Raw genomic sequence first — 26,321 nt, 5'->3', positions numbered from 1 at the left:
CCGGCGGCTACCGCTGCCCCGACGCCGCGCCGTACGGAATCTGGTCGGCGTGCCGTGGCCGGTAGTAGTCGTCCCGGGAATGGAACTCGACCGGCAGCGAGCCGGGCAGAACCACCCGCGCCTGGCCGGGACGCGGCGCGACGCGGGCGAGCCGGGACAGCGCGTCCCGCTCGGGCGGGGAGAGGTCCACCAGTTCGGGCCGGGTCAGCCGGAACGTGGCCACCGCCCGGCGGATCCGCTGGCCCAGCTCGGTGATCTGGGTCCCCGGGCCGATCAGCGCGAGCGCGGGCTGCTGGATGGTACGCAGTGCGTCGCAGACCACGAGCAGCCGTGCGGGCGTCTGTTCGGTGGCCGGCACCGACTCCAGCCGGGACGGCCACTGCCAGCGGATCTGCCCGCTCACCAGCGCCGGCATCCGCCGCCCTCGACGGTGTCCGGCATCGACGAGGGCCAGCTGCGAGCCGGTGCCGATGTAGACCATCCGACGGTCGGTGACGGTGAGGGTGACCGGAGCCGGCAGCGTCCACCGCAGCCAGGTCTCGGTCGGGCCGAGCAGGTAGCCCGCCACCTCCAGGCGGTGGCGCCCGAGCACCTGCTCACCGTTCTCCGGCACCAACTCGTGCCGCCGGTCGAACAGTGGGCCGGTGCCGTCGTCCTCCACATCGAACCGATGCGGTGTGATGAAGAAGGGGGACGCGTCATCGTGCATCGTCATGGACCTCCGGTGCAGACGGCAGCTGTGGACGAGCCTCGCCCAGGTCCGGCGGCGGTGTCATGACGCCTGTTAGGGGGTCGGCCAATCGGTCGCCGCGTGCGACCGGTAGATGCCGATCTCCTCCGGTCGGATGAGCCCGTCCTCGATCGCCCGCGCGAGCAACGCCGCCTTCGTCGCCGCCGGCCTGCCCACCCGGCTGTATTTGATCCTCGCCCGGTCGACGTACTGCTTGACCGTGTGTTCGCTGATCCGCATCCGGCGGGCCACCGACGCCTTCGACATCGACTGGAACCACAGCAGCAGGGCCTGGCGTTCCTTGTCGGAGAGCACCGGCCGGTCCGGCCGTGAGTCGCCGACCATCGCGCCGGCCAACGCGGGCGCCACGTACGGGCGGTCGGCCGCCGCGTCCAGGACCGTCGCCACGCAGTGTTCCCGTCCCTCGTGCTTGGCGAGGAAGGCCACCGCCCCGGCATCCAGGGCGGCGAGCATCGTCGGCGGGTCGGAGTGTTCCGAGTAGACCACCACCCGCCGGCCGGCGGCGCTGAGCTCGGCCAGTTTGTCCAGCACGAGCCGGCCGCGCAGCCGGAGATCGAGCAGGATGACGTCGGCGGTGGGGGCGGCTCGCAGCACCTCGTCGGGATCGTCACCGGTGGCCAGTACGGTCAGCCGCGGCTCGGTGGCCAGCCAGGCGCGTACCCCGTCGATGACCACCGGGTGGTCGTCCACGATCGCCACGCCGACGGGCCGCTCCGGCGTCACCGGTGCCAGCGCGTCTGCGTCCATGTGATCTTCCCGTCCCGTTCGTAGAGGTGCTCGACCTGTCCCTCACCATGCGCCGATGGAGGCCCATTGGCATCGTGGCCCGCCGCAGCGAAGGTCACCAGACCGCCACTGACGGTGGCCGGACCGCCGTCGGCGGCTACCGGAACGCCGTCCGGGGCGGCCGGACCGCCGTCGGTGGGGGCCCGACCGTCGTCGGGGGTGACCAGACCGACCTCCACCTCGTCCGAGCTGGAGACGACGGTCAGCCGGGCCCAGTCCCGCGCGTCGGCGAGCACGGCGATGAGCGGGTCGGTCAGCTTCCGGCGGATCCGCACCGGCAACGGCGGCGGGTTGCCGATGGTGACCAGGTCGATCCGCAAACCGTTGCGCTCGGCCAGATCGGCGGCGGCCCGCAACTCGTGCAGCAGAGGATGAGGCACATCGTCGGATTCCGCGATCAGCCGGCGTAGCCGGGCGGCGGCATGGGCGCAGCGTCGCTGCACCTGCGGGTCGGTCGGCTCGGCCCGTCCCTGCGCCAGCTCCGTCAGTACCTCTCCGGCGGCTGCGCTGACCAGTGCCAACCGCTCGTGCCGGTCCCGCCGGGCCCGCTCGGCGGCCTCGCGTTCGGCCACCATCGTGTTCGTGGTGGCGGCGGTGGCGGCCCGGTCCCGGGAGAGCGCCGCGAGGGTGGCGGCCCCGGCGAAGACGGCCGCCGGCAACGAGGACGTGCCGTACAGCGCCATCGTGGCGCGGGCCAGGTCGGCAGCCGCGATGGCGCCGTAACACACCACGGCGGTGATCCCGGTGCAGGCGTGGGCGGCCAGCAGGGCGAAGATCCAGCGCACCGGCTGTCGCCAGATAACCACCACGAAGAACCAGGCGAGCCCGCCCCACACCCAGTTGGCTGGGCCGAACAGCTGGGACCGGCCCACCGCGGCGAAGACCACCACGTCCACGGTGAGCAGGAGCGCGGCCAGCGGTGGTGCGGGTAGCGGAGCGTCACGCAGCAGCCGGCCGCCGGCGATCACCCCGAGCACCGCCACCAGCAGCCAGCCGCCGATCACGACCTGCGGCAGGGTCAACTCCGCCCGGTTGGCCAGCACCGCGGGCAGCCCGATGGCCAGGTGCCAGACCAGCGCGATGGTCACCACCACGATCCGGGCGCCCCGGTCGGAGATGCGGACCACCGCAGCGGCCGCCCGGCCCGCCCGGGTCGCCAGGACCAGTTCGGGGGTACGCGGTGCCGGCAGGCTCTGCGTCTGGCCGGCGAGGCCCGGGTCAGCCGACATCGGACCACTCCAGCCGGATCCGGGTGCCGCGACCGGGCGCGGAGTCGATGTCGGCCCGCCCGTCGACAGTCGCCATCCGACCGCGTACCGCCTCGCGTAGGCCGTACCGGTGGGCGGGGACGGTGGCCGGGTCGAAGCCGGGACCGTCGTCGATCACCTCGACCGAGACGGTGCCGGCGAGTTGCCGCAGGCGTAGCCGGGTCGCCGCGCCGGGCGCGTGCAGCGCCACGTTGGCCAGGGCGGCGTGGGTGCTCTCGGCGATCGCCTCGGCGACCGGCGGTGGCACCGTGCACGGCGGCAGGTCGGCGTTGACGGGCAGGCCGGGCAGGCGCTTCAGCACCGCCCGCAGCCGTTCGTCCACCCGGGACGTACCCGGCGTCGACCGGGCCTCGGCCAACGCGGCGAGGGTACGCAGATCGGCGGCGCAGCGCTCGCGCAGCGCCACGGACGGGCCGGCGACCGCGCCCTGCCCGACCATGGTGAGCGTGGCCAGGACGGTGTCGTGCAGGTCGCGGTTCTGCTGCCGTTCCGCCTCGCGGGCGGTACGCGCGATCAGCGCCTCCCGGTTGGCTCGCTGGTTGGCCAGGAAGGCGGTGTCGGCCCGGGCGATGCGCCGCCGCATCACCGTGCTCAGCAGTGCCGTGCAGCCGATCTGTCCGAGCAGGGTCGCCGCGTGGGCGCTGGCCTCGGTGCTGTCGCCGGCCGCGTGGGCGCCGATCACGTACCCGACGGTGACCAGCAGGCCCGCCGGGATCGACAAGCGCGCCGGTGCGGTCGCCTGCGCGTTGATCACGGTGGTGCTGGCGAGTACCGCGATCCAGCTGGCCTCGCCGGGCAGCACCTCGGGCGCGACCAGGACCGGGATCGCCAGACAGGCGGCGGTGGTCAGCGCCACGTCCCCGGCGATCAGTGCCGCGCCGATGCCGTGTCGCCAGGCACGTAGCGCGTACCAGACCGACCACGCGGTAAGCACCGCCACCGCCGGCACCAGCAACTCGGTCCGCACCGGCGGCGTACGCACGGCGAGCGACACCACCGCGCTGGCCAGGCCGCAGGTGAGCCGCAGCAGCGCCGGTAATCGGGTGAAGATGAACGCCAACGCACTGGCGGCCGGACGCTCGACTGTCTCGGGCGTCGACCAGCCCGGCAGCGCCGGTCCGACCGGTGGCGGCACGCTCAGGTTGGGCAAGGCCGGCATCGGGCAGGCGTCCTTTGCGACAAACGACCCGATCCGGGTCCGCGCTGCGGAGATCGACGTCGGAGAATAACACGGGGCAGGTGGCCCGGTGGCGCTGGGTGACGATCGGGTCGGCCGCGTCGCCCGTGCCGAGCCTCTCGCGCCACTCGATGTCGCCCGCCGGGCGCCCGACGCAGGTTCGACGTATTCTATTCAAAATTGTCGATATGTAAGGAGGTGGCATGAAGATCCGACTCGCGGTCGGTGCCGCACTCGCCGCCGGGCTGCTGGCCGGCGGCGTCGGTGTCGGCGGGCTGGCCGGCGCGGCACCGAGCACCGAAGGCCCACCCGCCGTCGGCGACCCGGCACCGGGTGCCGCAGCCGGCGGGCCACCCGGCGCACTCGCCGTCGGTGACTTCGACTTCACCCGGCCGGAGACCGTCGCCACCGGGCTCCAGGTGCCGTGGGGGATGGACTTCCTGCCCGACGGCAGCGCCCTGGTCGCCCAGCGTCCCACCGGCCAGGTGGTGCGGGTACGCCCCGGGCAGTCGCCCGAGCCGGTGGCCCAGATCGCCGGCGTGACCGCGACAAGCGAAGGTGGCCTGCTCGGCCTCGCCGTCTCACCGAGCTACGCGCAGGACGGCTGGATCTACGTCTACTTCACCACCGCGACCGACAACCGGATCGCCCGCTTCCGGCTCACCGCTCCGCAGAACCAGGAGCCCATCCTCACCGGGTTGGCCCGCGCCGCGATCCACAACGGCGGACGAATCGCCTTTGGACCCGACGGGCTGCTCTACGTCGGCGTCGGCGATGCCGGCCAGACCGCCACCGCCCAGGACCCGCAGAGCCGCAACGGCAAGATCCTGCGGATCCGGCCGGACGGCACGGTCCCGCCGGGCAACCCGATCGCCGGCTCGCCGGTCTACAGCCTCGGCCACCGGCACGTACAGGGCCTGGCCTGGGACGCCCAGGGCCGGCTGTACGCCACCGAGTTCGGCCAGAACACCTGGGACGAGATCAACCTGATCGTCGCGGGCGGCAACTACGGCTGGCCCACGGTCGAGGGACGTGCCGGTGACCCTCGCTTCCGTGACCCGCTGCTGGTCTGGACCCCGGCCGAGGCGTCGCCAAGCGGCGCCACCATCGCCGGCAATCGCCTCTTCGTGGCCAGCCTGCGCGGCAACCGCCTGTGGAACGTGCCGCTTACCGGTTCCGGTGGCGTCGGCACCCCCACCGCCGAACTGCTCGGCAGCTACGGACGGCTGCGCACAGTGGAGTACGGCCCGGACGGCTGGCTCTGGGTGACCACAAGCAACCGTGACGGCCGGGGCAACCCGGCGGCCACCGACGACCGCATCCTGCGCTTCCCGCCCCGCGACGGCAGCACGCAGTCGCCCACCCCGACCCCGCCCCCGACGTCCAGCCCGACCCCGACGCCGCCGCCGACCACCCCGGCGCCCACGACCGGCCCCGGCGCCTGCACGGTCAACTGGACGGTCAACCAGTGGAACAACGGCTTCACCGCCGAGGTCCGCGTCACCAACCGGGGAGCCGCCCTGACCAGTTGGACGCTCACCTGGTCGTTCACCGGCAACCAGCAGGTCACCGGCGCATGGAACGCCCAGGTCACCCAGTCCGGCCAGAACGTGACCGCCCGCAACGTGGCCTGGAACGGCAACCTGCCCACAAACGGCACGGCCAGCTTCGGCTTCCAGGCGACCTACTCCGGCACCAACAACCGCCCGACCGACTTCCGCCTCAACAACACCCCCTGCCAACCGGCCTGACCCGACCCGAAGCGCGGTAGATCTTGGTACGAAAGTGCCCCTCCAGGGGCGTTTTCGTACCAAGATTGGGTCACCCTTCCATCGACTACCGGCATAAGGTTGGGTGCGGGAGGGAGGCTGCGATGATTCCGACGCTGATCCTGTTCGGCCTGGTGTTCGGTCGTTGGTGGCGCTCCGCCCTCGCGGTGACCGCCATCGGCTGGCCCGCCCTGCTCGTGGCCACCAGCACGCTTGGCGTGGAGCCGAGACTGCTCATCGCGACCGGGTTCGCGCTCCTCAACACCGGCGTCGGCGTACTGATTCATCAGGGCGTCTGGTGGTTGTTCCGCAACCTGCGCAACCAGGGCCGGGCACCCGTCACACCAACCCGAGACTGAGCGCCAGCTCGGCGACCGCCGCCGGGGCCTTCGGGTCCCGAGCCACCTGGGCGAGGACGTTCCGCCCGGACGGCCGGCGGCGTACCTCGTACGGTGCCAGCCGCTGCGCAGCGAGCAGGACCCGCGCCGCGTTGGCCGGATCGTCGGCCTGAAGGTAGGCGCGGGCGGCGTCGATCAGGTGCGCCGCCCGGTGTTCGACCGGCAGCAACCGCCACCCGTCCCGCCGGATCGCCTGTCGGTGCCGGGCGACCGCTGCCGGCCCGTCAGCCAACTCCACCGCAGCGGCACACCGGGCCAACTCGACCGCCGTCGGCCCGAACGCCGTCCGATGAAAATCGAGCCCGTCACCCACCCGGGCCGCCAACTCCGCAGCCTCGTCCAGCAACTCGCCGCTCGCGCGTTCGGCACCGGACCGGGCCGCGACCAACGCCGCCTGCACCAGCAGCGCCCCACAGAGCGCCAACTCCGGCGGGCAGCCACCCGCAAGATCCGGCGGAGCAATCCGGTACGCGGCAGCCAGCAGCACCGACCGCGCCCGCGCCGAGCCCCGCAACACCTGCCCAAGCTGCACCGCCGCGCATGCCACCAACACCGGATCACCGGCAGCGGCAGACATCGCCCGATCGGCAGCCAGCCAGGCCAGATCCGCCTCGTCCAGCTTCATCAGCAGCGCTGCGGTCAACCGATGCGCCTCCACCACCGCTGCCCGGCCAGCCGCCGGTTCCCGGGCGTAGGTGCGCTGCACGCCGCCCAGCAGGCTCGGTAGCAGCTCCACCACCTGCGGATACCGAGCATGCTGAAATGCCGTCCAGGCGTACGCGACGTGCCGGGCCACCCGATCGACCGGCAGCACCGGCGCCGGCCGGTCACGCACCTCCTCGTACGCCGACAACGCCGCCCGGATCGACGCCACGTCCTCGTCCCGCTCGGCCGCGTCGGCGGGCTGGGCGTCCCGACCGAGCAGCGTCGCCGCGTCGACCCGCAGCACGGTAGCGATCTCCCGGATCGTCGACACCCGCTCCAGGCGGCGAACCCCACGCTCGACCTTGTCGACCCAACTCTTCGACTTGCCCAACCGGTCGGCAAGCGTCTGCTGCGACAACCGCCGCCGCGCCCGCAGATACGCCACCCGCCGACCGATCGGCACCCGGTCACCGGTCACGACGCCACCGTCGATCCGGCACCGCCCGAGTCGTCTCCTCAACCGGAACCCGCTCCGCCTCAGCCTGCGCAAGAAGCCGCTGCTTGGCTGCTTCCCGTTCCGCTTCTTGCACCCGCTCGCCAATGCTGTCGCGGGAACCGCTGTCGCTCATCCCTACCTCCGCAGTGCTTCCGGCCCTGCCTCGTACGGGATCTACTCTGGTAATCGCGCGACTACGCTCGGAAGTATCTCGATGCTTTCAAGACCTTTCACAGGGGCTCGGATGGATGACCTCGGTGCGCAATTGAGGCACGCTCGCGTTGAGGCTGGCGTAACGCTTGCCGCTATCGCGGCGCGCACCTGCTACTCGGCCTCGCACCTGAGCAACGTCGAAGCGGGACGCCGGACCGCGACGCCGGACATCGTGCTCGCCTATGCGCGAGCGTTGGGAGAAGCCGACGTGAGACGCAGAGACCTGCTAGCTGCTGCCACCATCGGCCCGATCGCGGCCAACGAGCTGATCCGGAGCGGTTTCACCGCCGCCCTCGCCGGACATCGCGACAGCCCCGATCGGTGGCGTGACCGCGTCGACCAGTACGGCCGCGACTACATGGAGATCGGCGCGGACTGCCTGCAAACCAGGCTCGCCAACGACCTCGTGGTCATGCAACAACAACTCGACAACCCCACCATGTGGGCCACCGCCGCCCGTGCCCTCACCACCTACGGCAAAACCACAAAGGACCCAACTGAGGCCGTCGGCTGGTACGACACCGCCCGCATCGCCGCCGACCGCTCCGACGACCTCGCCGTCCGAGTTTGGGTACGCGGTCGGGCCGCCATCGCCCTGGCCTACGAGGGTGCCGCACTTCCCGTCGCCCAGCGCTATGCCGACGAAGCACTCGCTCTGTCCGGCCGCCCGTCACTCGGTCGCCTTCAAGCGCTGATGGCCCGCGCGCACGTCGCCGCCGGGCGAGGCGATACCACCGCAGCCATCGCCGCCGACCAGGAAGCCCAACGAGTCTTCGACCAGACCGCCTCGCCCGACAACGAGATCTCCGACGCCGCCGTACCGGCCTGGCGCATGGCCACCTTTCGATCCATGCTCTACGCCCGCCTTGGCATCACCCGCGCTGGCGAACAAGCCCAGACCGACGCCGACCGCCTCCGACCACCGTCGCTTACCCGCTTCGCCACGCACATCGAACTTCACCGCGCACTCATGATGACCAAGGCCGGCGACCGAACCGCCGGACTGGCCTACGCCCGACGAGCCTGGACCGCGCTACCAGCAGACCGCCGCTCACAAACCCTCGGACTCGTCCTGCGAGAAGTCGAGAGAGCCGCCCGACGGCCACGCTGAACTCACAGACAGGCCCGCCCAAGGGCTCGCGATGCCTGAATGACGTCGACCGTTACGACACAGGAAGTGACATCCATGTCCACACCGACGCCAACGTCCGGGCCAGTCACGGCCCTCAGGTCATTCGAGGGTGTCTGGCTGAGCCGCTACCAGTACTACTCCAGCGGTCGGGGGGAGTCCTTCGCCGGGCAGCACTTCGTGGTTCTGCTTCAGCACGGCGACCGGCTGACCGCGCGCAGCCTGCCCGGCTCAGCGGCATCGTCGCTGTCACTCGATCTCACTGTGGACGGTTCCGTCATCACCGGCACGTGGGTGGAGCAGACCGAGCCGGCCGGCTACTACCGGGGCGCTCGCTATCACGGCGCAATCCAACTCCTGGCCGAGCCCACGGGGCGGCGGATGGCCGGAAAGTAGGTCGGGTTCGGCAAGGACATGGAGGTCAACACCGGCCCATGGGAACTGATCTTTCAGGATGCCTCGACGTCCAAGGCCACGCTCGACCGGTACCACACGCGGGAATGAAGCTCGGACCGCTCGCTACAGGCGCTTTGCCATCTGCTGGGCGGTGACCTCGTAGCCGCACGCCCGGTACAGCGAGATCGCGGGCGTGTTGTCGCCGAACACGTTGAGCCCCAGCCGATCTGCACCCGCTTCCCGGGCCACCGCCTCTACTGCCGCCAGGATCGCTCTCCCGTAGCCGGACCGCCGGTAGGGCTCTTCCACGCTGATGTCGTAGAGCCACGCGGTGTCGGTCGTCTTGGTTCGGGGTTCCTCCAACCCGACCCACGCGTAGCCGACAACCTGACCTTCGGTGTCTTCGGCCACCAGAATCCGCTGGCGCTCCGTCGCCAGTCCCCGGGGCAGGAACTGGGCTCGATCCTGTCGCGCCTTCTCCCGCGCCGCCTCGGCCGGCATCGTCTCGGCGAGGGCCTGGACATATTCCAGGTCACGTCGCGTCGTGTACTTTTCGTACTCGTCTTGACGCATCGGGCGCAGGGTGACAGTCGGTGAATTCACCCGAACATGCTGGCACGCCGTGCCGATACTCGTCTGCCGCCCATGGCGGTGCCTCCTACCGCCCGACCATGATCTTCCGTGGAGAGCAGCGGGTCAACGGATGCCAGCGGTGTGGAGCTGCCGGGTGGCGGTGGGGTCGATGCTGATCCGCACCAGCGAGCCGGCCAGTTGCCCGCCTCCGTTGTTGAAGGCGTTCAACATCGCCACGATGATCATTACCGGCAGGAAGAGCGTCCGGACCAGCATGGCCCACCATGCCTTGAGCCCGATTCGGCTGCCGTCCTTGACCCGGACGAGCTGCGTGCCGGTGAGGACCGCGCCGAGCGCCCGGCCGTTGCCGAAGCACAGGCTGTACAGCAGCGGGATCAGGACGAACATCGAGAGAAACAGTACGGTGACGATGTCGTCGGAGAGGTCCATCGCTCGGTCCGCCAAGGCCACCGCGACGAGACCCGCCCCGACGCCGAACAGGTAGACCGTGAAGTCGATGAGCCAGGCCAGGAACTGACGCCCCGAACCCGCCCCTACGTACAGGGCACCGTTGTCGAACATCGCGATCCGCTTGGCCGTTCGCGCTCCGAGCGCTCGCTCCGCCTGTGCTCTGGCGGCCTCCAGCCGGGTGATCGGCCGGCCCGTGGCGTGAACTGTCACAGCATCCCCCTGTCGCCTCGCCGGCATCGTAACGAGCGCCACCAACGGCGCGATCCTTCGGCAGGCACGGCGACGACATCCTTGCCCGCGCAGCTTAGCCATTACGGGGCGTCCGCCTCCTCGCGACGCGAGTTGGCCGCTCGGCGCGGACGTCGTACCCGCATCCGGAGCCCGCAGGGTGACTCGGAAGTGGGCGGTTTCCGCACGGACCAGGATGTGCGACCGGGCGGTCCTCTCGTGCTGTGGTGAGGGTGCGCCCGGCAGGATTCGAACCTGCGGCCTTGGGATTAGAAGTCCCCTGCTCTATCCGCTGAGCTACGGGCGCGTGGTACCGCGCGAGAAGGGTACCGCCGCCCGGGCCCGGCGTGCGGAAACGGGTGGCCGGGTCAGTTTCGTATGCCGGGGGTGTCGGGGTGGGTGGCGGTGGGGCCCGCGCAGAGGAACCCTTCGGCCCAGCGTCCGACCTCGGTGAAGACCTTTTCCCGTACGGCGGGGCCGGAGAGCGTCAGGTCGTGCAGGCCGCCGTCGAAGCGGGCCAGGGTGACGTGCCGGCCGAGGCGGGGCGCCCAGCGGACCATGTGCTCGACGTCGAGGACGGCGTCGGCGAGGGTGGCTGACTCGTGCCATTTGGTGCTCCGGTAGGAGCGGGTCGAGCAGGCGAGCAGCACCGGGACCGGGATGTCCAGGCCGGCACGTAGCCGGCGCTGGCCGGTGCGTACGGCGTTCAGCCAGCCGGCCCGGACGGGGAAGCCGGCGAGCGGCTTCCAGGTCAGGTCGTACGTCCACTCACCGCGATGATCGGCGTGGATGCTCTCGCCGTACACCGTGCCAAGCCCGAGCGGGAGGATGCGGTGCGGCGCGCGGCGGCCCAGGCGCGCGACGGCGGCGGCGATGGGTCTGCGCACGAACCAGGGGGCGTTGAGGTCGAAGAAGGGGCTGTTGAGGAAGATTCCGTCGATCAGGTTGGCGTCCCGGCGGGCGTGGGCCCAGAGCGAGACGATCAGGCCGCCGGTGGAGTGGCCCATGGCCAGCAGGGTGTCGTGCCCGTCCTCGTTGCGGACGATCTGTGCGGCGGCGTCCAGTTCGGGGAAGTAGTCGCCGAGGTCGCGGCAGAAGTTGGCGGTCTGGTGCGGCAGCAGGCTGCGACCGTACTTGCGCAGGTCGAGCGCGTAGAAGTCCCAGCCCCGGGCGGCGAAGAAGTCGGCCACGTGGGTCTGGAAGAAGTAGTCGACGAAGCCGTGCACGTAGAGCACGGCCCGTCGGGTGGGGCGCTCGGCTCGGCGGCGGACCAGGGTGGCGATCACCGGGCCCTCGTCGTCGCTGCCCAGGTCGATGGTGTGCCGCTCGTACGGCGGTCCCAGCAGATCCGGTTCCACCTCGCCGACGGTACGCCGGCAAGCTACCGGACGGTAGGCCGGCTCCTCGCATGTGGCGCGGGCGTCACCCGGTGGACCTGCGGCCCCCGTCGGCCGGGCGGCCCCCGCCCGCAGGTCGCAGCGGGCGGGGGCGTACGCGCTCAGTCGCCCTGGGTCTCGCGGCCGGTCGGCTCGTGCGAGGTCGTGGCCCGGCCCCGGTCGGGACCGTACGGGGAAATCTGGTCCACCGGCACCGAGCGGTGCTCCCGGCTGGCCGAGGTACCGCCGCCCTCGATCGGGCCGTCACTGTCCTGGACCAGTCGGGTCTCGCCGCTGCGGCGCATTTCCGGTTGCTGCACGTTTGGCATGCCGATCACCTCTTTCCTGGTCGGCGCGCCGGCCGGTCGGTCCCGGCCGGCGGCGTGGTCACCTCTCGTCGGTCGTCCCGACGCCGGCCAGGTCGTCGACCGGCGGCTCGGTCGGCGCTTCGGTCTGGCCGGGCGGGGTGCTGACCCGCAGGTGCTTGTTGTTGCGTGGCTCCTGCCGGGTCTTCGCGTCGTTGAGCTTGCGGCGCAGGTCGTCGCGGACGTCGTTGAGCGCGGCCCGCAGATCCTCCTCGCTCGACGTGGTGACGATCTTCGGCAGGCCGGCGACCCGGCATTCCAGCGTGACCCGCTGGCCCTTGGCCTCGCGGTCCTTGACCGAGAGTTCGAGGTCGGTGGCGTCGGCGTCGAAGGTGGCCAGCCGGGCATCGAGCGTGCCGAACAGCGGGACGATCCACTCCCGGTCGCCCTGGGAGAAGCCGGCGTTGAACCGGAGGCACTTCGCGGCGGTGGCCGGGTTCTCGGTCATCGCTGCACCTGACCGGGGACGTGGGCGGAACGGATGGCGGCCATCTTCATGATCGTTGACCTTTCGTTCGACGTCGTGTGCACAGGTGCGGTTGAAAGGATCTCTACCCAGGTCGGGTGCGTCCGGAACGTGAGTATTTCCGTTGCCTTTTGATCATCGAGCGTTGTCCGGCGGCGTCCCAGGGCCGTAGGCCCCTATCACACCGGGACCTTGATCAGGCGTTCGTCCACAGGCGGCCTGGTTGTCCACAGGCGTGGGGTCCGGGGCTGCGCCGCCGCGCCACCGGGACGCAGGCTCGGTCCCGAGTCGGCTCGCCGAGGCAGACCCGGACCCCCACTGGAGGGACGATGTTCGATACCCATGTAACAATTGTCGGAAATGTTCTGACGGCGCCCGAGTGGCGGCGTACCACCCAGAGCAACACGTTGGTGGCCAACTTCAAGGTCGCCTCGACCGCCCGGCGACTCGACCGGGACAGCGGGCGCTGGGTGGACGGCAACAGCCTGCGAGTACGCGTGAACTGCTGGCGCAAGCTCGCCGAGGGGGTGGCCGCCTCGGTGATGGTCGGCGATCCGGTGGTGGTCTGCGGGCGGCTCTACACCCGGGACTGGACGGACGACGCCGGCAACCACCGCACGCTGTACGAGCTGGAGGCGGTCGCGGTCGGCCACGACCTGTCCCGGGGGCGGGGCCGGTTTCTGCGCAACCGGCCCAGTCTCAGCACCAGCGTCGTCTCGGACGCCGAGGCCGAGCAGCGGGTGCACGGTGAGGCCACCGAGCCGGTGCCGGACGACGAGGCGCCCGCCCGGTTGGACGACGGTCGGTTGGACGACGAATTCGAGCTGCGCGGCTTCCTGCCGTCGCGGGGCGACGGGGCCCGGCGCCTCCCCGGTCACCCGCCGCACGATCCGTACGACGACATCGTCGGTCGCGGGCAGAACCGCGCCGACCAGCTGACCCGGGTCGACGCCGGGCCGACCTTCCCCGACGAGCTGGCGGTGCACGTCGAGGAGCAGCCGGCCGAGATCGCCGACGACCTGGCCGCGGTGCACGTCGAGGAGCAGTCGGCCGGGCCCGCCGACGACCTGGCCGCGGTGGACACCGACGGCCCGGACGCGGCGGCCGGCTTGGACTTCCGACCGGCCCCCGCCGACGAACTGGCGACATCGGCCGACGAGCCGGTATCCGCCGACGAACTGGCGACATCGGTCGACGCGCTGCCGGCATCCGCTGGCGGGCGGGCGACATCGGCCGACGAGCTGGCAGCGGCCGGCGAGATCAGCGTGACCGGCGACGAACCGGCGGGACGCCCGGAGGGATCGGGGGCGGGCGTCACCGGTCGCGGTCGACGGGGACGCGCACGCCAGCCCCAGCCGGCCTAACCAGGTGACCCACTCCGCCTGCCTCGGATCGAGTAGATCTTGGTCCGAAAGTGCCCCCGGAAGGGCGGTTTCGGACCAAGATCTACGGGCGGATCGCACCGGGACGTGATCAGTGCCGGGGCGGGTTAGGGTGGTTGGCCGATCGGGGGCGACGGGGGTGCGGGATGCGGGAGTGGCAGGCGGGCGCGGGGGCTGACGCGGCGGGATTGGTCGCCGGCTACGCGCTGGACGCGATCTTCGGTGACCCGCGTCGCGGTCATCCCGTCGCCGGCTTCGGTCGGGCCGCCGCCGCCCTGGAACGTCGCCTCTACCGGCCCGACCGGCGCTCCGGTGCCGCCTTCACCGCGCTCGCCGTCGGCGGGCCGGTGCTGATCGGGGCGGCTGCCGCGTTCGGGACCCGGCGTCGGCCGGTGGCTCGGGCGGTACTGGTCGCCGCCGGCACCTGGGCGGCGCTCGGCGGGCGCAGCCTGCGCCACGAGGCGGACGCGATGGGTCGGGCACTGCGCGACGGCGACGTGCCGGCCGCCCGGCAGCGGCTCGGAAACCTCTGCGGGCGGGACCCGTCGACGCTTGACGAGCCCGAATTGGCCCGGGCGACGGTCGAGTCGGTCGCGGAGAACACCTCCGACGCCGTGGTGGCCCCGCTGGTCTGGGGCGCGGTCGCCGGGCTGCCGGGTCTGCTCGGCTACCGCGCGGCGAACACCCTCGACGCGATGGTCGGGCACCGGTCGACCCGCTACGCCCGCTTCGGCACCCCGGCCGCCCGCCTGGACGACCTGCTCAATCTGGTGCCGGCGCGGCTGACCGGCCTGCTGACCGTCGCCGTGGCTCCGCTCGGGCGCGGCGACCGGGGACGGGCCTGGCGGGTGTGGCGGCGGGACCGGGCCGATCACCCCAGCCCGAACGCCGGGCAGTGCGAGGCCGCGATGGCCGGGGCGCTTGGCGTACGGCTGGGCGGGCGCAACGTCTACTTCGGCCGCTCCGAGGTGCGCCCGTTCCTCGGCGACGGTCCCCGGCCCGAGGCGCGGCACCTACCCCGGGCGGCCCGGATCTCTGGCGCGGTCGGGCTGGCGGCACTCGGGCTCGCCGCGGCGTACCCACTTACCGTCGGCCGCCTGGCCGGTGCCCTGACCCGCCGAGCCGCACGGGCCGGCGCCGCCGATGCGGTGGGCCGGTTGAGCGGCCGGTCCCGGGGCGGTGTGGCCGGTACGGTCGGCCGGTCGGCGATCGGTGCCGACGGGGGCGGGCAGCGGGGATGAGCGGGGGGCTGCTTGTCGCCGGGACCACCTCCGACGCCGGCAAGAGCGTGCTCACCGCCGGGATCTGCCGTTGGCTGTACCGCCAGGGTGTGAAGGTGGCGCCGTTCAAGGCGCAGAACATGTCCAACAACTCCGCCGTCGTGGTCGGGCCGGACGGTCGGGGCGGTGAACTCGGTCGGGCCCAGGCGATGCAGGCGGCAGCCTGCGGGCTCGCCCCGGACCTGCGGTTCAACCCGGTGCTGCTCAAGCCGGGCAGCGACCTGTCCAGCCAGGTGGTGCTGCTGGGCGAGGCGGTCGACACGATCACCGCCGACACGTTCCGGTCGCTGCGTCCCCGGCTTGCGGAGACGGCGTACGCCGCGCTGGCGGAGCTGCGGAAGGCGTACGACGTGGTGATCTGTGAAGGGGCCGGCAGCCCTGCGGAGATCAACCTGCGCGACGGCGACTACGTGAACATGGGCCTGGCGCGGCACGCCCGGCTGCCCACCGTCGTGGTGGGCGACATCGACCGGGGCGGTGTCTTCGCCGCCATGTTCGGCACCCTGGCCCTGCTCGACCCCGCCGACCAGGCGTTGATCGCCGGCTTCGTGGTCAACAAGTTCCGGGGTGACCGTGGCCTGCTCGCTCCCGGGCTGGAGATGCTGCGCCAGCTCACCGGGCGGCCGACGTACGGCGTGCTGCCCTGGGCGCTGGACCTGTGGCTGGACGCGGAAGACTCACTCGCCTACGGGCGGGTGCTCGGTCGCCCGGCCGCCCCGCACGGCACCGAGTGGCTGGACGTGGCAGTGGTCCGGTTGCCCCGGGTCAGCAACGCCACCGACGTCGAGGCGCTCGCCACCGAGCCGGGAGTACGGGTGCGGCTCACCGTCGAGCCGGCCGAACTGGCCGCCGCCGACCTGGTCGTACTGCCTGGCTCCAAGTCGACCGTGGCCGACCTGGCCTGGCTGCGCGCGACCGGCCTCGCCGACGCGATCGCCGCGCACGTGGCGGCCGGCCGGCCGGTGCTGGGCATCTGCGGCGGCTTCCAGATGCTGGCCCGGGCCATCCACGACGAGGTGGAGAGCCGCCAGGGCAGCGTGCCCGGCCTCGGCCTGCTCCCCATCGAGATCACCTTCGAGCCGCGCAAAACCGTCCGGTTGGCGCAGGGCAGCGCCGTCGACGGCCTCCCGGTGCGCGGCTACGAGATCCACCACGGGTACGTCTCGGCCACCGACCCGGACCTGTCCCCGCTGCTGCGGGCGACCGGCGGTGCCGGTGAGGGTGCGTTGCACGGCGTCGTGCACGGCACCCACTGGCACGGCACCTTCGAGTCCGACGAGTTCCGTCGCTGGTTCCTCACCCGGGTGGCCGGCCTCGCCGGGCGTACCGGCTTCCGGGTCGCGCCCGGCACCTCGTTCGCCGCCGCCCGCGAACGCACCCTCGACCTGCTCGGCGACCTGGTCGAGGAACACCTGGACACGACGGCGCTGTGGCGGCTGATCGAGTCCGGACCCCCCGCCGACCTACCTTTCGTCCCGCCCGGCGCGCCACCCCGATGAGTCCGTGAGCCGATCTGCTCCACCGCCGGGCAGCCAGGGCGCGAATCCGGGTGGTCACCATCTCGCGGTGATCGATGACCGTCGCCGGAGGAGGCCCGCCGAACAGAGCCTGGCCGGGTGAATCAGTAGCGGACGTCGGCGGGCTGGTCGGAGAAGGGCAGGCCCGCCGACCGCCAGGCGTCCACCCCGCCGATCATGTCGGTGGCCCGGTGCAGGCCGAGCGCACGCAGGCTCGCCGCCGCGAGGCTGGAACTGTAGCCCTGGCGGCACACCACCACGATCTCCAGGTCGTACCCGGTGGCCTCGGGGATACGCCAGTCGCTGGCCGGGTCGAGCCGCCACTCCAGCACCGTCCGGTCGATCACGATGACGCCGGGCAGGTCGCCCTGCTCCCGACGCTGCAATTCGGTACGGGTGTCGATCACGAGCGCACCCCGGGTGGCGGCCTGCACCGTCTCCTGTGGGGTCAACCGGTTCATGCCCGCGCGGGCCTGTTCCAGCAACGCCTCGACGCCGGGACTCATCACGGAATGGGACACGGCACGATCATGCCGCCCGCCTGAATGGTTGCGGTCCAAAGCGGTGCGGGACAACCCGATCGGTAACGTCGGTGCCCGTGGTGGCGGTCTTCGAGGCGTACACCGGACTGGCCCGACGGCTGCTGGTCCGGCCGGCCCGGTTGGGGCGTACCCGGCTGGTGGCGGTCGACGGGCCGAGCGGCGCGGGCAAGACGGCCTTCGCCGCCCGCCTGGCCGACGCCCTCGCCGCCGTCGGCAGCGGCCGGGTGCCGGTGGTGCACACCGATGACCTGCTCGACGGGTGGGACGACCAGCTCACCTTCTGGCCCCGGCTGGAGGAGTCGGTGCTGGCGCCGGTACGCGCCGGCCGGGCCGGGGCGTACCACCGTTACAGCTGGGTACGCCGCCGCTTCCTGCCCCAGCCGGTGCCGGTGCCGGCCGCGCCGGTGCTGATCCTGGAGGGGGTGAGCGCGGCCCGCGCCACCGCTGGTCCCGACCTGACCCTGGCGGTCTTCGTCACCGCCCCGGCACCGCTGCGGCTGACCCGGGCAGTGACCCGGGACGGCCCGTCGATCCTGCCGGAGCTGCGCCGCTGGCACGTCGGCGAGCAGGTCCACTTCGCCGCCGACGGCACCGAGGCCCGAGCCGACGTGGTGATCGACGGTGCCCCCACGCTGCCGCACGACGCCGACCGCTACTACCTGCGGATCGACCGCCCCGGCGCTCGCACCTCGCTGGGCTGACCTGCGGATGCCGGCGCTGCCTGCCGGTGAGCTCGGCATACGATGCCGGGCATGACCATACCGATCATGACCGAGGCTGACCTGCGGGCCGCCATCGCGCGGGAGTTGCCCGGCGTTCGGGCCGACCTGGAGCGGCTGGTCCGCATCCCCGGCATCGCCTTCGACGGCTTCGACCACGCGCACGTGGAACGGTCCGCCGAGGCGGTGGCCGAACTGCTGCGCGGCTGCGGGCTCGACGTGCAGATCGTGCGGGCCGGTGGCCAGCCGGCGGTGATCGGCCGCAAGGCGGCGCCGCCCGGCGCGCCGACGGTCATGCTCTACGCCCACCACGACGTACAGCCGGTCGGGGACCGGACGCTCTGGGACTCCGACCCGTTCGAGCCGGTCGAGCGGGACGGCCGGCTCTACGGGCGCGGTGCCGCCGACGACAAGGCCGGCATCATGGCCCACGTGGCGGCGCTGCGCGCGTTCGGTGACCGGTTGCCGGTCGGCGTGGTGGTCTTCGTCGAGGGTGAGGAGGAGTACGGCTCCGACTCGCTGGAGCAGTTGCTCGTCGAGCACCGGGACGCGATCGCCTCGGACGTCATCGTGATCGCCGACTCGGCCAACTGGGATGTCGGCGTACCGGCGCTGACCACCTCGCTGCGCGGCATCGTCAACTGCTTCGTCGAGGTACGCACCTTGGACCACGCGGTGCACAGCGGCATGTTCGGCGGTGCGGTGCCGGACGCGCTCACCACCCTGGTCCGGCTGCTCGCCACGCTGCACGACGACGCCGGCAACGTCGCCGTGGCGGGACTGGTCGGCGCGGAGACCGCCACCGTCGACTACCCCGAACTGCGGTTCCGCGCCGAGGCCGGGCTGGCTCCGGGCGTACAGCTGATCGGCACCGGCCGGATCACCGACCGGCTCTGGACCAAGCCGGCGCTCGCGGTGCTCGGGATCGACGCCCCGGCCACCGGGGAGGCACCGAACGCCCTGGTCCCGGCCGCCAAGGCCAAGTTGAGCGTACGGCTGGCGCCGGGCGACGAGCCGACCCGGGCGTACGCGGCGCTGCGCGACCACCTGGAGCGGTACGTCCCGTGGGGTGCCCAGGTGAGCGTCACCTTCGAGCACGACGGCGCCCCCTGCGTCATCGACGCGACCGGGCCGGTGTTCGACGTGGCCCGGTCGGCGTTCCGGGCCGCCTGGGACGGCACCGACCCGGTGGACATCGGCGTCGGCGGCTCGATCCCGTTCATCGCCACGTTCCAGGAGTTGTTCCCGCAGGCGGCGATCCTGGTGACCGGGGTGGAGGACCCGCACGCCCGGGCGCACGGGCCGAACGAGAGCCTGCACCTGGGCGAGTTCGCCCGGGTCTGCCTGGCCGAGGCGTTGTTGCTGGCCGCAGTGGCGCAGGCGGGTCGGGCAGCGCCTCAGGCGGGTCGCGCCGCAGCGGCGCAGGCCGGTCGCGCCGCAGGGGCCGAGACGGATCGCGGGTGAATCCGTAACTTCGCGGTTGAGGTGGGCGTTTCCGGTGTGTCGGACGTCAGGCTGTTGCAGCCTCTCGAACATGCGTACGAATGAGGTGATGGCCCGCCTGGAGGCCGCCGTCAGCGCACTGGGGGACGTCGATGTCTCCGCGTGGCCCGAGGACACGCTCAAGGAACAGCTCGGTGAGCTGTCCGCCGCCCTGGTCGCCCTGGACACGTCGCTGTCCCGCATCGCCGAGGAGGTCCGCGCCCGCGGCCTGCGCGTCGAGGAACCGGTGCCGGCCTGACCGACACCGCCACCCTGGACGACGTGGTGTGTGCAGCGGGTGCCGACCCGAGCCCGCTGCACAGCACTGGCCCAGCACCTGGTGTCCCACCCGGTGGTTAGGAGGGGTCCCCTGCTATACACCAGGCGTTAACCGGGGGCCCTTCCTTACGCTGGGGCGATGCGATTCCTCGATGTGGCTGCCACCTCTGCGGCCGTCGGCGCCACCAGCGGCCGGCGGGCCAAGGTCGAGCTGCTCGCCGACGCGCTCCGCCGGCTCGAACCGGCCGAGGTCGCGGCGGGATCCGGCTGGCTCGCCGGTGAGCTGCGGCAGCGGCAGACCGGGGTGGGCTGGGCCAGCCTGCGCGACCTGCCGCCGCCGGCAGCGGAGCCGACCCTGACCGTGGCTGCGGTCGACGCCGCCATCGACCGGATCGCGGCGGTGCGCGGCACCGGGTCGCAGGCCCGCCGCCGGGGGTTGGTGGACGCCCTCTACGCCGCCGCGACCGCCGACGAGCAGCGCCTGCTGACCGGGCTCTTCCTCGGCGAACTGCGACACGGTGCCCAGGCGGGGTTGCTCGCCGACGCGATCGCGCGGGCGGCCGGGGTTCCAGTCACTGCGGTGCGTCGGGCCCTGCTGCTCGCGGGTGACCTGCGGGAGGTGGCGGTGGCCGCGCTGACCGGCGGGGCCGCCGCGCTGGCCGGCTTCGGGCTACGGGTCGGTCGGCCGTTGGCGCCGATGCTTGCGCAGAGCGCGTCGTCGGTCGACGAGGCGCTCACCGCCACCGGCACACCGGCAGTGGTCGACGTCAAGCTCGACGGCATCCGCATCCAGGTGCATCGCAGCGGCCGGGACATCGCCGTCTTCACCCGCAGCCTGGACGAGATCACCACCCGGGTACCCGAGGTGGTCGCGGCCGTGCGCGCCCTGCCCGCCCGGGAACTGGTCCTGGATGGGGAGGCGATCGGGCTGGACGAGACCGGTCGGCCGCTGCCGTTCCAGCAGACCTCCAGCGCCGCGGCCCGCCGCTCCGGGTCGGCCGGCACCCGACCGGGTGAGCCGGACGGCACGGAACCCGACGACGGCGACACCGCGCCGGACGACACCGCGCCGGATGACACCGCGCCGGATGACACCGGGCCAGACGGCATCGGGTCGGGCAGCGGTGCCGAGGGCCCGCCGGTCGCTCCGGCGGTCCGCGCCGCCGCCGCACGCACCGGCGAGACGGTGCTCACGCCGTACTTCTTCGATCTGCTGCACCTCGACGGCACGGATCTGATCGACCTGCCCGGCCGGGACCGGTGGGCCGCCCTCGGCGGCACCGTGGACGCGTCGCTGCTGGTGGGGCGGGTGGAGGTGGACGGGCCGGAGCAGGCCGGGGCGGCGTTCGCCGCCGCGCTCGACGCCGGCCAGGAGGGCGTGGTGGTGAAGGCGCCCGACGCACCGTACGACGCGGGTCGGCGTGGTGCCGCCTGGGTCAAGGTGAAGCCCCGACACACCCTGGACCTGGTCGTGCTCGCCGTCGAGTGGGGCAGCGGGCGGCGTACCGGCTGGCTGTCCAACCTGCACCTGGGTGCCCGTGACCCGGCCACCGGCGGGTTCGTGATGCTCGGCAAGACCTTCAAGGGGCTCACCGACGAGTTGCTGCGCTGGCAGACCGAACGCTTCCTCGGCCTGGCCACCGAACGCGGCGACTGGGTGGTCCGGGTCCGTCCCGAGCAGGTCGTGGAAATCGCCTTCGACGGCGTGCAGCGCAGCTCGCGCTACCCGGGCGGGGTGGCCCTGCGCTTCGCCCGGGTGGTCCGCTACCGCGACGACAAGACCGCCGCCGAGGCCGACACCATCGACGCGGTCCGCGCCATCCACACCGCCCGCAGCGGCGGCTGACGACGCGGTTGGCGCGGGCCCGGTGGCGGGTGCCGGTGGTGCTGGCTGGCAACGGTCAGCTGGCGGAGGTCTCGGCAGCCCGGTCGCGGGGACGGTCGTCGGTCACACCGGCCAGCCGGCGGGCCTCGCGGCGGGCGATCCAGCCGTAGCCGAACAGGGTCATCGCGGCGAAGATCCACCACTGGACGACGTAGCCGAGGTTCTGCCAGTTGTTGGCGTGCCCGACCGGGATCGCCTTGAACACCGGGTCGGCGGCCGGGGTCTGCTCGTCGAGCAGCAGGTACGCCCCGTGCACCGGGTACGGCAGCTCCCGGGCGAGCTGGGAGACTGCGATCCGGCGGGTCTCCAACCGGCCGTCACGCCTGGTCACCGTGCCGGCGCCGCTCTCGCTCGCGTGCACCCGTCCCTCGACGGTCACCTCACCGGCCGGTGCCGCCGGCACCTCCGGCTGCGCCGTCGCCCCGCCGGGGGCCGGCGGGATCCAGCCCCGGTCCACCAGCACCGCCGTGCCGTCGGCCAGCACCAGCGGCGTGACCACCTCGAAGCCGACCTTGCTCTCGACCGTGCGGCCCCGGACCAGGACGACGTTTTCGGTGTCGTAGCGGCCGGTCACGGTGACCCGGGTGAAGGTCCGTTCCTCGGCCGGCGGCGGGCCGACCGTGCCCGGGCCGCCGGTCGGCGCGGGCAACGCCTCGCGCAGCGGTACCGGTGCCATCCGCAGGCCGGCGTCGATCCGTTCGTTTACCGCGGTACGGCCGTGGTAGCGGTCCAGCTGCCAGTTGCCGAGCAGCACCATCACCGTGGCGGCGACCAGCGTCAACGCGAGGATGCCCAGCCAGCGCGGCGTCAGCAGGAACCGGTACACCCCTGGAAGGCTACCGCTATGACCGCCGCCACTGTGCCGCGCCGCCAGGGGCGCGTCCGGTGGTTCGGGGGACGGGCCGCGCCGTCTCGCAGTGGGAGGGGCACCGGGCGGCGCGTGCGCCTCGCGGGTGTCGGCTATCGTCACGCGGGCGGAGCGCGCCGACGGTCGGCACGCCGTCCGCTCGCGAGGAGTCGATGATGACCGTCGTGCCGCGTCTGGTGCTCAGCGCTCCCTCCTCCGGACACGGCAAGAACGCCTTGGCGATCGGTTTGCTCGCCGCGCTCGCCGACCGGGGTCTGGAGGTGGCCGGGTTCAAGGTCGGTCCGGACCAGGTGGACGCCGCCTATCTCGGGCTGGCCACCGGTCGGGCCGGACGCAACCTGGATCCCCGACTGGTCGGCACCGAACGGCTCGCCCCGCTGCTGGCCCACGGGGCGGCGGGCACCGGCCTGGCGGTGGTGCAGGGCAGCATGGGCCTGTACGACAGCCTCACCGGGCGCTGCGAGACCGAGTCGACCGCCGCCGTGGCCACCGCGCTGCGCAGCCCGGTCGTGCTGGTGATCGACGTCGCCGCGATGGGCCAGTCGGTGGCCGCCCTGGTGCACGGCTTCCGGGCGTACGACGAGCAGCTGTGGATCGGCGGCGTGATCCTCAACCGGGTCGCCTCCGCCCGGCACGAGGCGCTGCTGCGCGAGGCGCTCGACGACATCGGCGTACCGGTCTACGGCGCGCTGCGCCGCCAGGACCTGCCCCCGGTGCTGCCGGCCCGCCGGCACGGGGTGATGCCCGTGCTCGCCGGGGGCGGCGAGGCCAGCAGGGCGGTACGTCGGCTGGGCGAGGCGGTGGCCGCGACGGTGGACCTGGAGCGGCTGCTCGGGATGGCCCGCTCCGCCCCGCCGCTGACCGCGCAGCCGTGGTCGCCGGAGCCACCGGCAGGGGCCGACGGGGTGCCGGCGGGCCGGCCGTCCGGAGCCGAGCGGCCGATCGTGGCGGTGGCCGGGGGACCGGGCGGCAGTTTCGGCCATGCCGAGGTGACCGAGTTGCTGCGGGCCGCCGGTGCGGAGGTGGTCACCCTCGACCCGTTCGTCGACGAGGGGCTGCCGGCCGGCACCCGGGCGCTGGTGATCGGCGGCGCGCTGCCCGAGTCGTACGCCGAGCAACTCTCCGCCAACCGCCGGCTCTGCATCGCGGTGGCCGAGCTGGCGCGGACCGGCCGGCCGGTGGTCGCCGAGGGCGCCGGCCTGCTCTGGCTGGCCCGGGAGGTGGACGGGCTGCCCATGTGCGGGGTGCTTGACGCGATCGGCAGCATCCGCGACGGGATGGTCGTCGGCTACCGGGAGGCGACCGCACAGAGCGACAGCGTGATCGTCAGTCGGGGTGAGGTGGTGGTCGGGCACAAGGAGCACCGTGCGGTGCTCGCCCCTCGGAGTGGGCAGCGGTCGGCGTGGAGCTGGCCGGGTGGGACGCCGGAGGGGTTCGTCTGGCGTGGCGTGCACGCCTCCCAACTCGTCCCGCACTGGGCCGCCTACCCGCAGTTCGCGGCGCGGCTGGTGGCCGCCGCAGCGACCGATCCGACCAGCCCACAAGCCAGCCCCGCCAACCCGCAGCCCGGCCCGGCCAGTCCGCCGGCTGGCCCGGCCAACCCGCAGCCCGGTCCGGCCAACCCGCAGCCCGGCCTGGTGAACCCGCAGCCCGGCCCGGCCAGTCCGGCGGCTGGTCCGGTCGGTCCGCCGGCTGGCCCGGGCAGCTCGCAGTCCGGCCCGGTCAGCCCACGATCCGGTCCGACGGCGGGGCAAAGTCCCGAACCGGTTTCCCCTTGAGCGCGTCGCGGAGCGTGTTCGCGACCGCCGCGATCGGCACCTCCGACTGGCCGTCACCCACCGCGTTGAACGGGTTGTCCGGGTCGGAGATGAAGCTCGCCGCCGCCAGTTCCGGCGTGTAGCCGACGAACCAGGCCGACCGGGTGCTGTCCGTGGTACCCGTCTTGCCGGCCACCGGGCGACCCACCGTGCCGCGGACGCTGTCCGCCGTCGACCAGCCGCCGCAGCCGCCCTTGGCCGGGCTGTCGCCGGTGGGGCAGCGGGCGGCGTCGGTCGCGGCCCGGGCGGCGTCCGCGCTGACCACCTGGCGGCAGCGCGGCTTGGCGACCTCCCGTTCGATGCCGCCGGCGGTCTTGAAGGTGGCCGGCTTGCCGGTGCGGTCGTAGATCGCGGAAACCGGCATCGCCTCGCAGTACCGCCCGTCGGCGGCGACGGCGGCGTACGCGTTTGCCATCTCCAGCGGGGTGGCGTCGGAGACGCCCAGGGTGAACGCGCCCCACTTGTTGGCCTTCGACGGGGCGGCGTGTTCCCGGTCCACGTCGGTACGCCAGCGCAGCCCCAACTGTTCGGCGAGCCGCACGGCCCGCTCCGCACCGACCTGCTCCTCCAGCCAGACGAAGTAGGTGTTCACCGACTTGCCGAAGCCCGACCACATGGTCTGCGGGCCGCTCATCGCGCCACTGGCGTTGGAGGGCTGCCAGCCGTCGTAGATCTCCGACCGGTAGGTGTGCGGCGCGTTGAAGGTGGTGCTCAGGGTCATCCCGGAGTCCAGCGCGGCCAGCATGGGGAACATCTTGAACGTCGAACCGGCCTGGTAACCGGGCAGGTCACCACCGCCCATCAGCGGGGCCACCGTGTTCGGGTAGTTGGCCTTCACCTTCGGGCCGGCCTCCGGGTTGGAGCTGAGCGGGTTCTCGTCCAGGTTCAGCGAGTAGGTACGGTTCACCGCCATCGCCTTCACCCGACCGGTGCCCGGTTCGGCGACCACGATGCCGTTGGCGAAGGGGCTGCCGGTGTTGCCCTTGGTGCCGACGTTCTTCTCCGCCGCGGCCTGGATCTTCGGGTCCATGCTGAGCACGATGCGGTAGCCGCCCCGGCGTAGCTTGTCCATCCGCTCCAACCGGTTGTCCCCGAACGCGGGCTGTGCGCTCCACCAGTTCTTCAGGTAGTCGCAGAGGAAGCCCCAGCTGTTCCACTTCTCCGGCACGGCGGCGCAGTCGTTTGGTGGGTAGCTCAGCTTCAGCCGGATCGGCTCGGTCTTCGCCGCCGCCGCCGAGTCCGGTGACAGGTAGCCGAGCCTGGTCATGTTGTCCAGCACGTAGTTGCGGCGTGCGGTGGCCCCCTTCTGGTCCGAGCTGGCCGGGTCGTACTGCGACGGCGACTTGACCAGCCCGGCGAGGGTGGCCGCCTCGACCGGGGTCAGTTCCTTCGGCGTCTTGGAGAAGAAGATCTCGCTGGCGGCGTAGATGCCGTACGCGCGGTGCCCGAAGTACGCCGAGTTGAGGTAGCGCTCCAGGACCTCCTCCTTGGTCAACTCCTTCTCCAGGTCGACCGCCATGCGCATCTCCTTGACCTTGCGGACCGGGGTCTGCGCGGTGGCCTCCTGCACCTCCCGTGGGGTGGTGGCGCTGTCCCGCAGGGCCATCCGGACGTACTGCATGGTGAGCGTGGAGGCGCCCTGGGAGACGCCGCTGGATCGGGCGTTGGCCACGAAGGCGCGGGCGACGCCCTTCGGGTCGACGCCGTGGTGCTGGTAGAACCGGTTGTCCTCGGCGGCGACGATGGCCTGCTGCATGTTCGGCGAGATGTCCGCCAGCTTGGTGTACTGCCGGTACTCCTCGTAGAACATGGTCAACACGGTCCGGCCGTCCGGCGCGTACAGGTAGGAGGTCTCGGCGGGCATGGCGTTTGCCAGCAGCCTGGTCTTGCTCTCCACGGCGTGCGCGGTGGCCTTGGCGCCGAGGCCGGTGAGGGCCACGACGGGGTACGCGACGGCGGCGACCACGATGCCGGCGATGAGCCCGGCACGGAGGAGAGGAACGAGACGACCAGCGGCGGCAAGGGGTCGGTTGCTCACACCGC

Annotated in this window: 22 protein-coding genes, 1 tRNA gene and 3 pseudogenes; 12 read left to right on the top strand and 14 right to left on the bottom strand. The window is 72.5% G+C overall.

Annotation, left to right across the window (positions count from 1 at the left end; all coding sequences use genetic code 11):
• Positions 1-7: 7 nt before the first annotated feature.
• The 4 genes from QQG74_RS25830 to QQG74_RS25815 form a co-directional block, all read right to left on the bottom strand.
• The gene (locus tag QQG74_RS25830; RefSeq protein WP_341721383.1) at positions 8-709 is read right to left on the bottom strand and encodes a hypothetical protein; all 702 of its coding nucleotides are present in this window, start codon (positions 707-709) and stop codon (positions 8-10) included.
• A 75-nt stretch (positions 710-784) separates the two neighbouring features.
• Positions 785-1,498 carry a response regulator transcription factor gene (locus QQG74_RS25825; RefSeq protein ID WP_341717286.1) on the bottom strand — a complete coding sequence of 238 codons (714 nt, stop codon included), beginning with the start codon at positions 1,496-1,498 and terminating at the stop codon, positions 785-787.
• Positions 1,471-2,766 (bottom strand): hypothetical protein, encoded by a 1,296-nt coding sequence (locus tag QQG74_RS25820; RefSeq protein ID WP_341717285.1) that lies wholly within the window; start codon positions 2,764-2,766, stop codon positions 1,471-1,473. Before QQG74_RS25820 ends, QQG74_RS25825 begins: the two co-directional genes overlap by 28 nt.
• The gene (locus QQG74_RS25815) at positions 2,756-3,964 is read right to left on the bottom strand and encodes an ATP-binding protein (RefSeq protein ID WP_341717284.1); all 1,209 of its coding nucleotides are present in this window, start codon (positions 3,962-3,964) and stop codon (positions 2,756-2,758) included. The genes QQG74_RS25820 and QQG74_RS25815 overlap by 11 nt, the downstream gene beginning before the upstream one ends.
• 221 nt (positions 3,965-4,185) lie before the next feature.
• On the opposite strand from QQG74_RS25815, the gene QQG74_RS25810 reads away from it, so the two are divergent.
• The gene (locus tag QQG74_RS25810; protein WP_341717283.1) at positions 4,186-5,733 is read left to right on the top strand and encodes a PQQ-dependent sugar dehydrogenase; all 1,548 of its coding nucleotides are present in this window, start codon (positions 4,186-4,188) and stop codon (positions 5,731-5,733) included.
• Between the two features lie 122 nt (positions 5,734-5,855).
• A complete protein-coding gene (locus QQG74_RS25805; RefSeq protein WP_341717282.1) occupies positions 5,856-6,110 on the top strand; it encodes a hypothetical protein in 255 nt (84 codons plus the stop codon).
• On the opposite strand, the gene QQG74_RS25800 is transcribed toward QQG74_RS25805, so the two are convergent.
• Positions 6,091-7,272, bottom strand: a complete 1,182-nt coding sequence (locus tag QQG74_RS25800; RefSeq protein WP_341717281.1) for a helix-turn-helix domain-containing protein — start codon at positions 7,270-7,272, stop codon at positions 6,091-6,093. The two genes, QQG74_RS25805 and QQG74_RS25800, sit on opposite strands and share 20 nt — an antisense overlap.
• Before the next feature lie 262 nt (positions 7,273-7,534).
• On the opposite strand from QQG74_RS25800, the gene QQG74_RS25795 reads away from it, so the two are divergent.
• A complete protein-coding gene (locus QQG74_RS25795) occupies positions 7,535-8,614 on the top strand; it encodes a helix-turn-helix transcriptional regulator (RefSeq protein ID WP_341717280.1) in 1,080 nt (359 codons plus the stop codon).
• Positions 8,615-8,680: 66 nt separating this feature from the next.
• Positions 8,681-9,136, top strand: a pseudogene (locus QQG74_RS25790) (XRE family transcriptional regulator); the annotation flags it as partial.
• 15 nt (positions 9,137-9,151) lie between these two features.
• Here QQG74_RS25790 and QQG74_RS25785 read toward each other — a convergent pair.
• From QQG74_RS25785 to QQG74_RS25760, 6 genes are all read right to left on the bottom strand, one after another.
• Complete coding sequence (locus QQG74_RS25785) at positions 9,152-9,631, bottom strand: GNAT family N-acetyltransferase (RefSeq protein WP_341717279.1); 480 nt, start codon at positions 9,629-9,631, stop codon at positions 9,152-9,154.
• 93 nt (positions 9,632-9,724) lie between these two features.
• Positions 9,725-10,282 (bottom strand): hypothetical protein, encoded by a 558-nt coding sequence (locus QQG74_RS25780; RefSeq protein ID WP_341717278.1) that lies wholly within the window; start codon positions 10,280-10,282, stop codon positions 9,725-9,727.
• 252 nt (positions 10,283-10,534) lie between these two features.
• A tRNA-Arg gene (locus QQG74_RS25775) sits at positions 10,535-10,607 on the bottom strand.
• A 61-nt stretch (positions 10,608-10,668) separates the two neighbouring features.
• Entirely contained in the window at positions 10,669-11,658 is a 990-nt protein-coding gene (locus QQG74_RS25770) for an alpha/beta hydrolase (RefSeq protein WP_341717277.1), read from the bottom strand.
• 140 nt (positions 11,659-11,798) lie between these two features.
• Positions 11,799-12,005, bottom strand: coding sequence for a hypothetical protein (locus QQG74_RS25765; protein ID WP_341717276.1), 207 nt, complete (start codon positions 12,003-12,005; stop codon positions 11,799-11,801).
• Between the two features lie 58 nt (positions 12,006-12,063).
• Positions 12,064-12,489, bottom strand: a complete 426-nt coding sequence (locus QQG74_RS25760) for an HPF/RaiA family ribosome-associated protein (protein WP_341717275.1) — start codon at positions 12,487-12,489, stop codon at positions 12,064-12,066.
• 347 nt (positions 12,490-12,836) lie between these two features.
• On the opposite strand from QQG74_RS25760, the pseudogene ssb reads away from it, so the two are divergent.
• The 3 genes and pseudogenes from ssb to QQG74_RS25745 all read left to right on the top strand — a co-directional run.
• A pseudogene (gene ssb, locus QQG74_RS25755) lies at positions 12,837-13,283 on the top strand (single-stranded DNA-binding protein); the annotation flags it as partial.
• Positions 13,284-14,035: 752 nt separating this feature from the next.
• Positions 14,036-15,130, top strand: coding sequence for a cobalamin biosynthesis protein (locus QQG74_RS25750; RefSeq protein WP_341717274.1), 1,095 nt, complete (start codon positions 14,036-14,038; stop codon positions 15,128-15,130).
• Positions 15,127-16,668, top strand: a complete 1,542-nt coding sequence (locus QQG74_RS25745) for a cobyric acid synthase (RefSeq protein WP_341717273.1) — start codon at positions 15,127-15,129, stop codon at positions 16,666-16,668. The genes QQG74_RS25750 and QQG74_RS25745 overlap by 4 nt, the downstream gene beginning before the upstream one ends.
• A gap of 122 nt (positions 16,669-16,790) precedes the next feature.
• On the opposite strand, the gene QQG74_RS25740 is transcribed toward QQG74_RS25745, so the two are convergent.
• Entirely contained in the window at positions 16,791-17,192 is a 402-nt protein-coding gene (locus tag QQG74_RS25740) for a rhodanese-like domain-containing protein (RefSeq protein WP_341721382.1), read from the bottom strand.
• A 92-nt stretch (positions 17,193-17,284) separates the two neighbouring features.
• On the opposite strand from QQG74_RS25740, the gene QQG74_RS25735 reads away from it, so the two are divergent.
• The 4 genes and pseudogenes from QQG74_RS25735 (at position 17,285) to QQG74_RS25720 (ending at position 21,554) form a co-directional block, all read left to right on the top strand.
• Positions 17,285-17,929, top strand: a complete 645-nt coding sequence (locus tag QQG74_RS25735) for a hypothetical protein (RefSeq protein WP_341717272.1) — start codon at positions 17,285-17,287, stop codon at positions 17,927-17,929.
• A gap of 66 nt (positions 17,930-17,995) precedes the next feature.
• Positions 17,996-19,336, top strand: a pseudogene (locus QQG74_RS25730) (dipeptidase); the annotation flags it as partial.
• Positions 19,337-19,481: 145 nt separating this feature from the next.
• Entirely contained in the window at positions 19,482-19,688 is a 207-nt protein-coding gene (locus QQG74_RS25725; protein ID WP_341717271.1) for a hypothetical protein, read from the top strand.
• A 159-nt stretch (positions 19,689-19,847) separates the two neighbouring features.
• Positions 19,848-21,554: an ATP-dependent DNA ligase gene (locus QQG74_RS25720; protein ID WP_341717270.1), complete on the top strand. Its 1,707-nt coding sequence runs from the start codon at positions 19,848-19,850 to the stop codon at positions 21,552-21,554.
• A gap of 55 nt (positions 21,555-21,609) precedes the next feature.
• Here the strand turns inward: QQG74_RS25720 and QQG74_RS25715 are convergent, their stop codons facing one another.
• Complete coding sequence (locus tag QQG74_RS25715) at positions 21,610-22,419, bottom strand: SURF1 family protein (protein ID WP_341717269.1); 810 nt, start codon at positions 22,417-22,419, stop codon at positions 21,610-21,612.
• Positions 22,420-22,613: 194 nt separating this feature from the next.
• Between QQG74_RS25715 and QQG74_RS25710 the strand changes: the two genes are divergently transcribed.
• A complete protein-coding gene (locus QQG74_RS25710; RefSeq protein ID WP_341717268.1) occupies positions 22,614-24,239 on the top strand; it encodes a cobyrinate a,c-diamide synthase in 1,626 nt (541 codons plus the stop codon).
• Here the strand turns inward: QQG74_RS25710 and QQG74_RS25705 are convergent.
• Complete coding sequence (locus QQG74_RS25705) at positions 24,184-26,316, bottom strand: transglycosylase domain-containing protein (RefSeq protein ID WP_341717267.1); 2,133 nt, start codon at positions 26,314-26,316, stop codon at positions 24,184-24,186. The genes QQG74_RS25710 and QQG74_RS25705 overlap by 56 nt on opposite strands.
• Between the last annotated feature and the right edge of the window lie 5 nt (positions 26,317-26,321).

The organism is Micromonospora sp. FIMYZ51 (genome assembly GCF_038246755.1).
GTDB lineage: Bacteria > Actinomycetota > Actinomycetes > Mycobacteriales > Micromonosporaceae > Micromonospora.
This window is presented reverse-complemented; position numbering and strand designations above follow the sequence as displayed.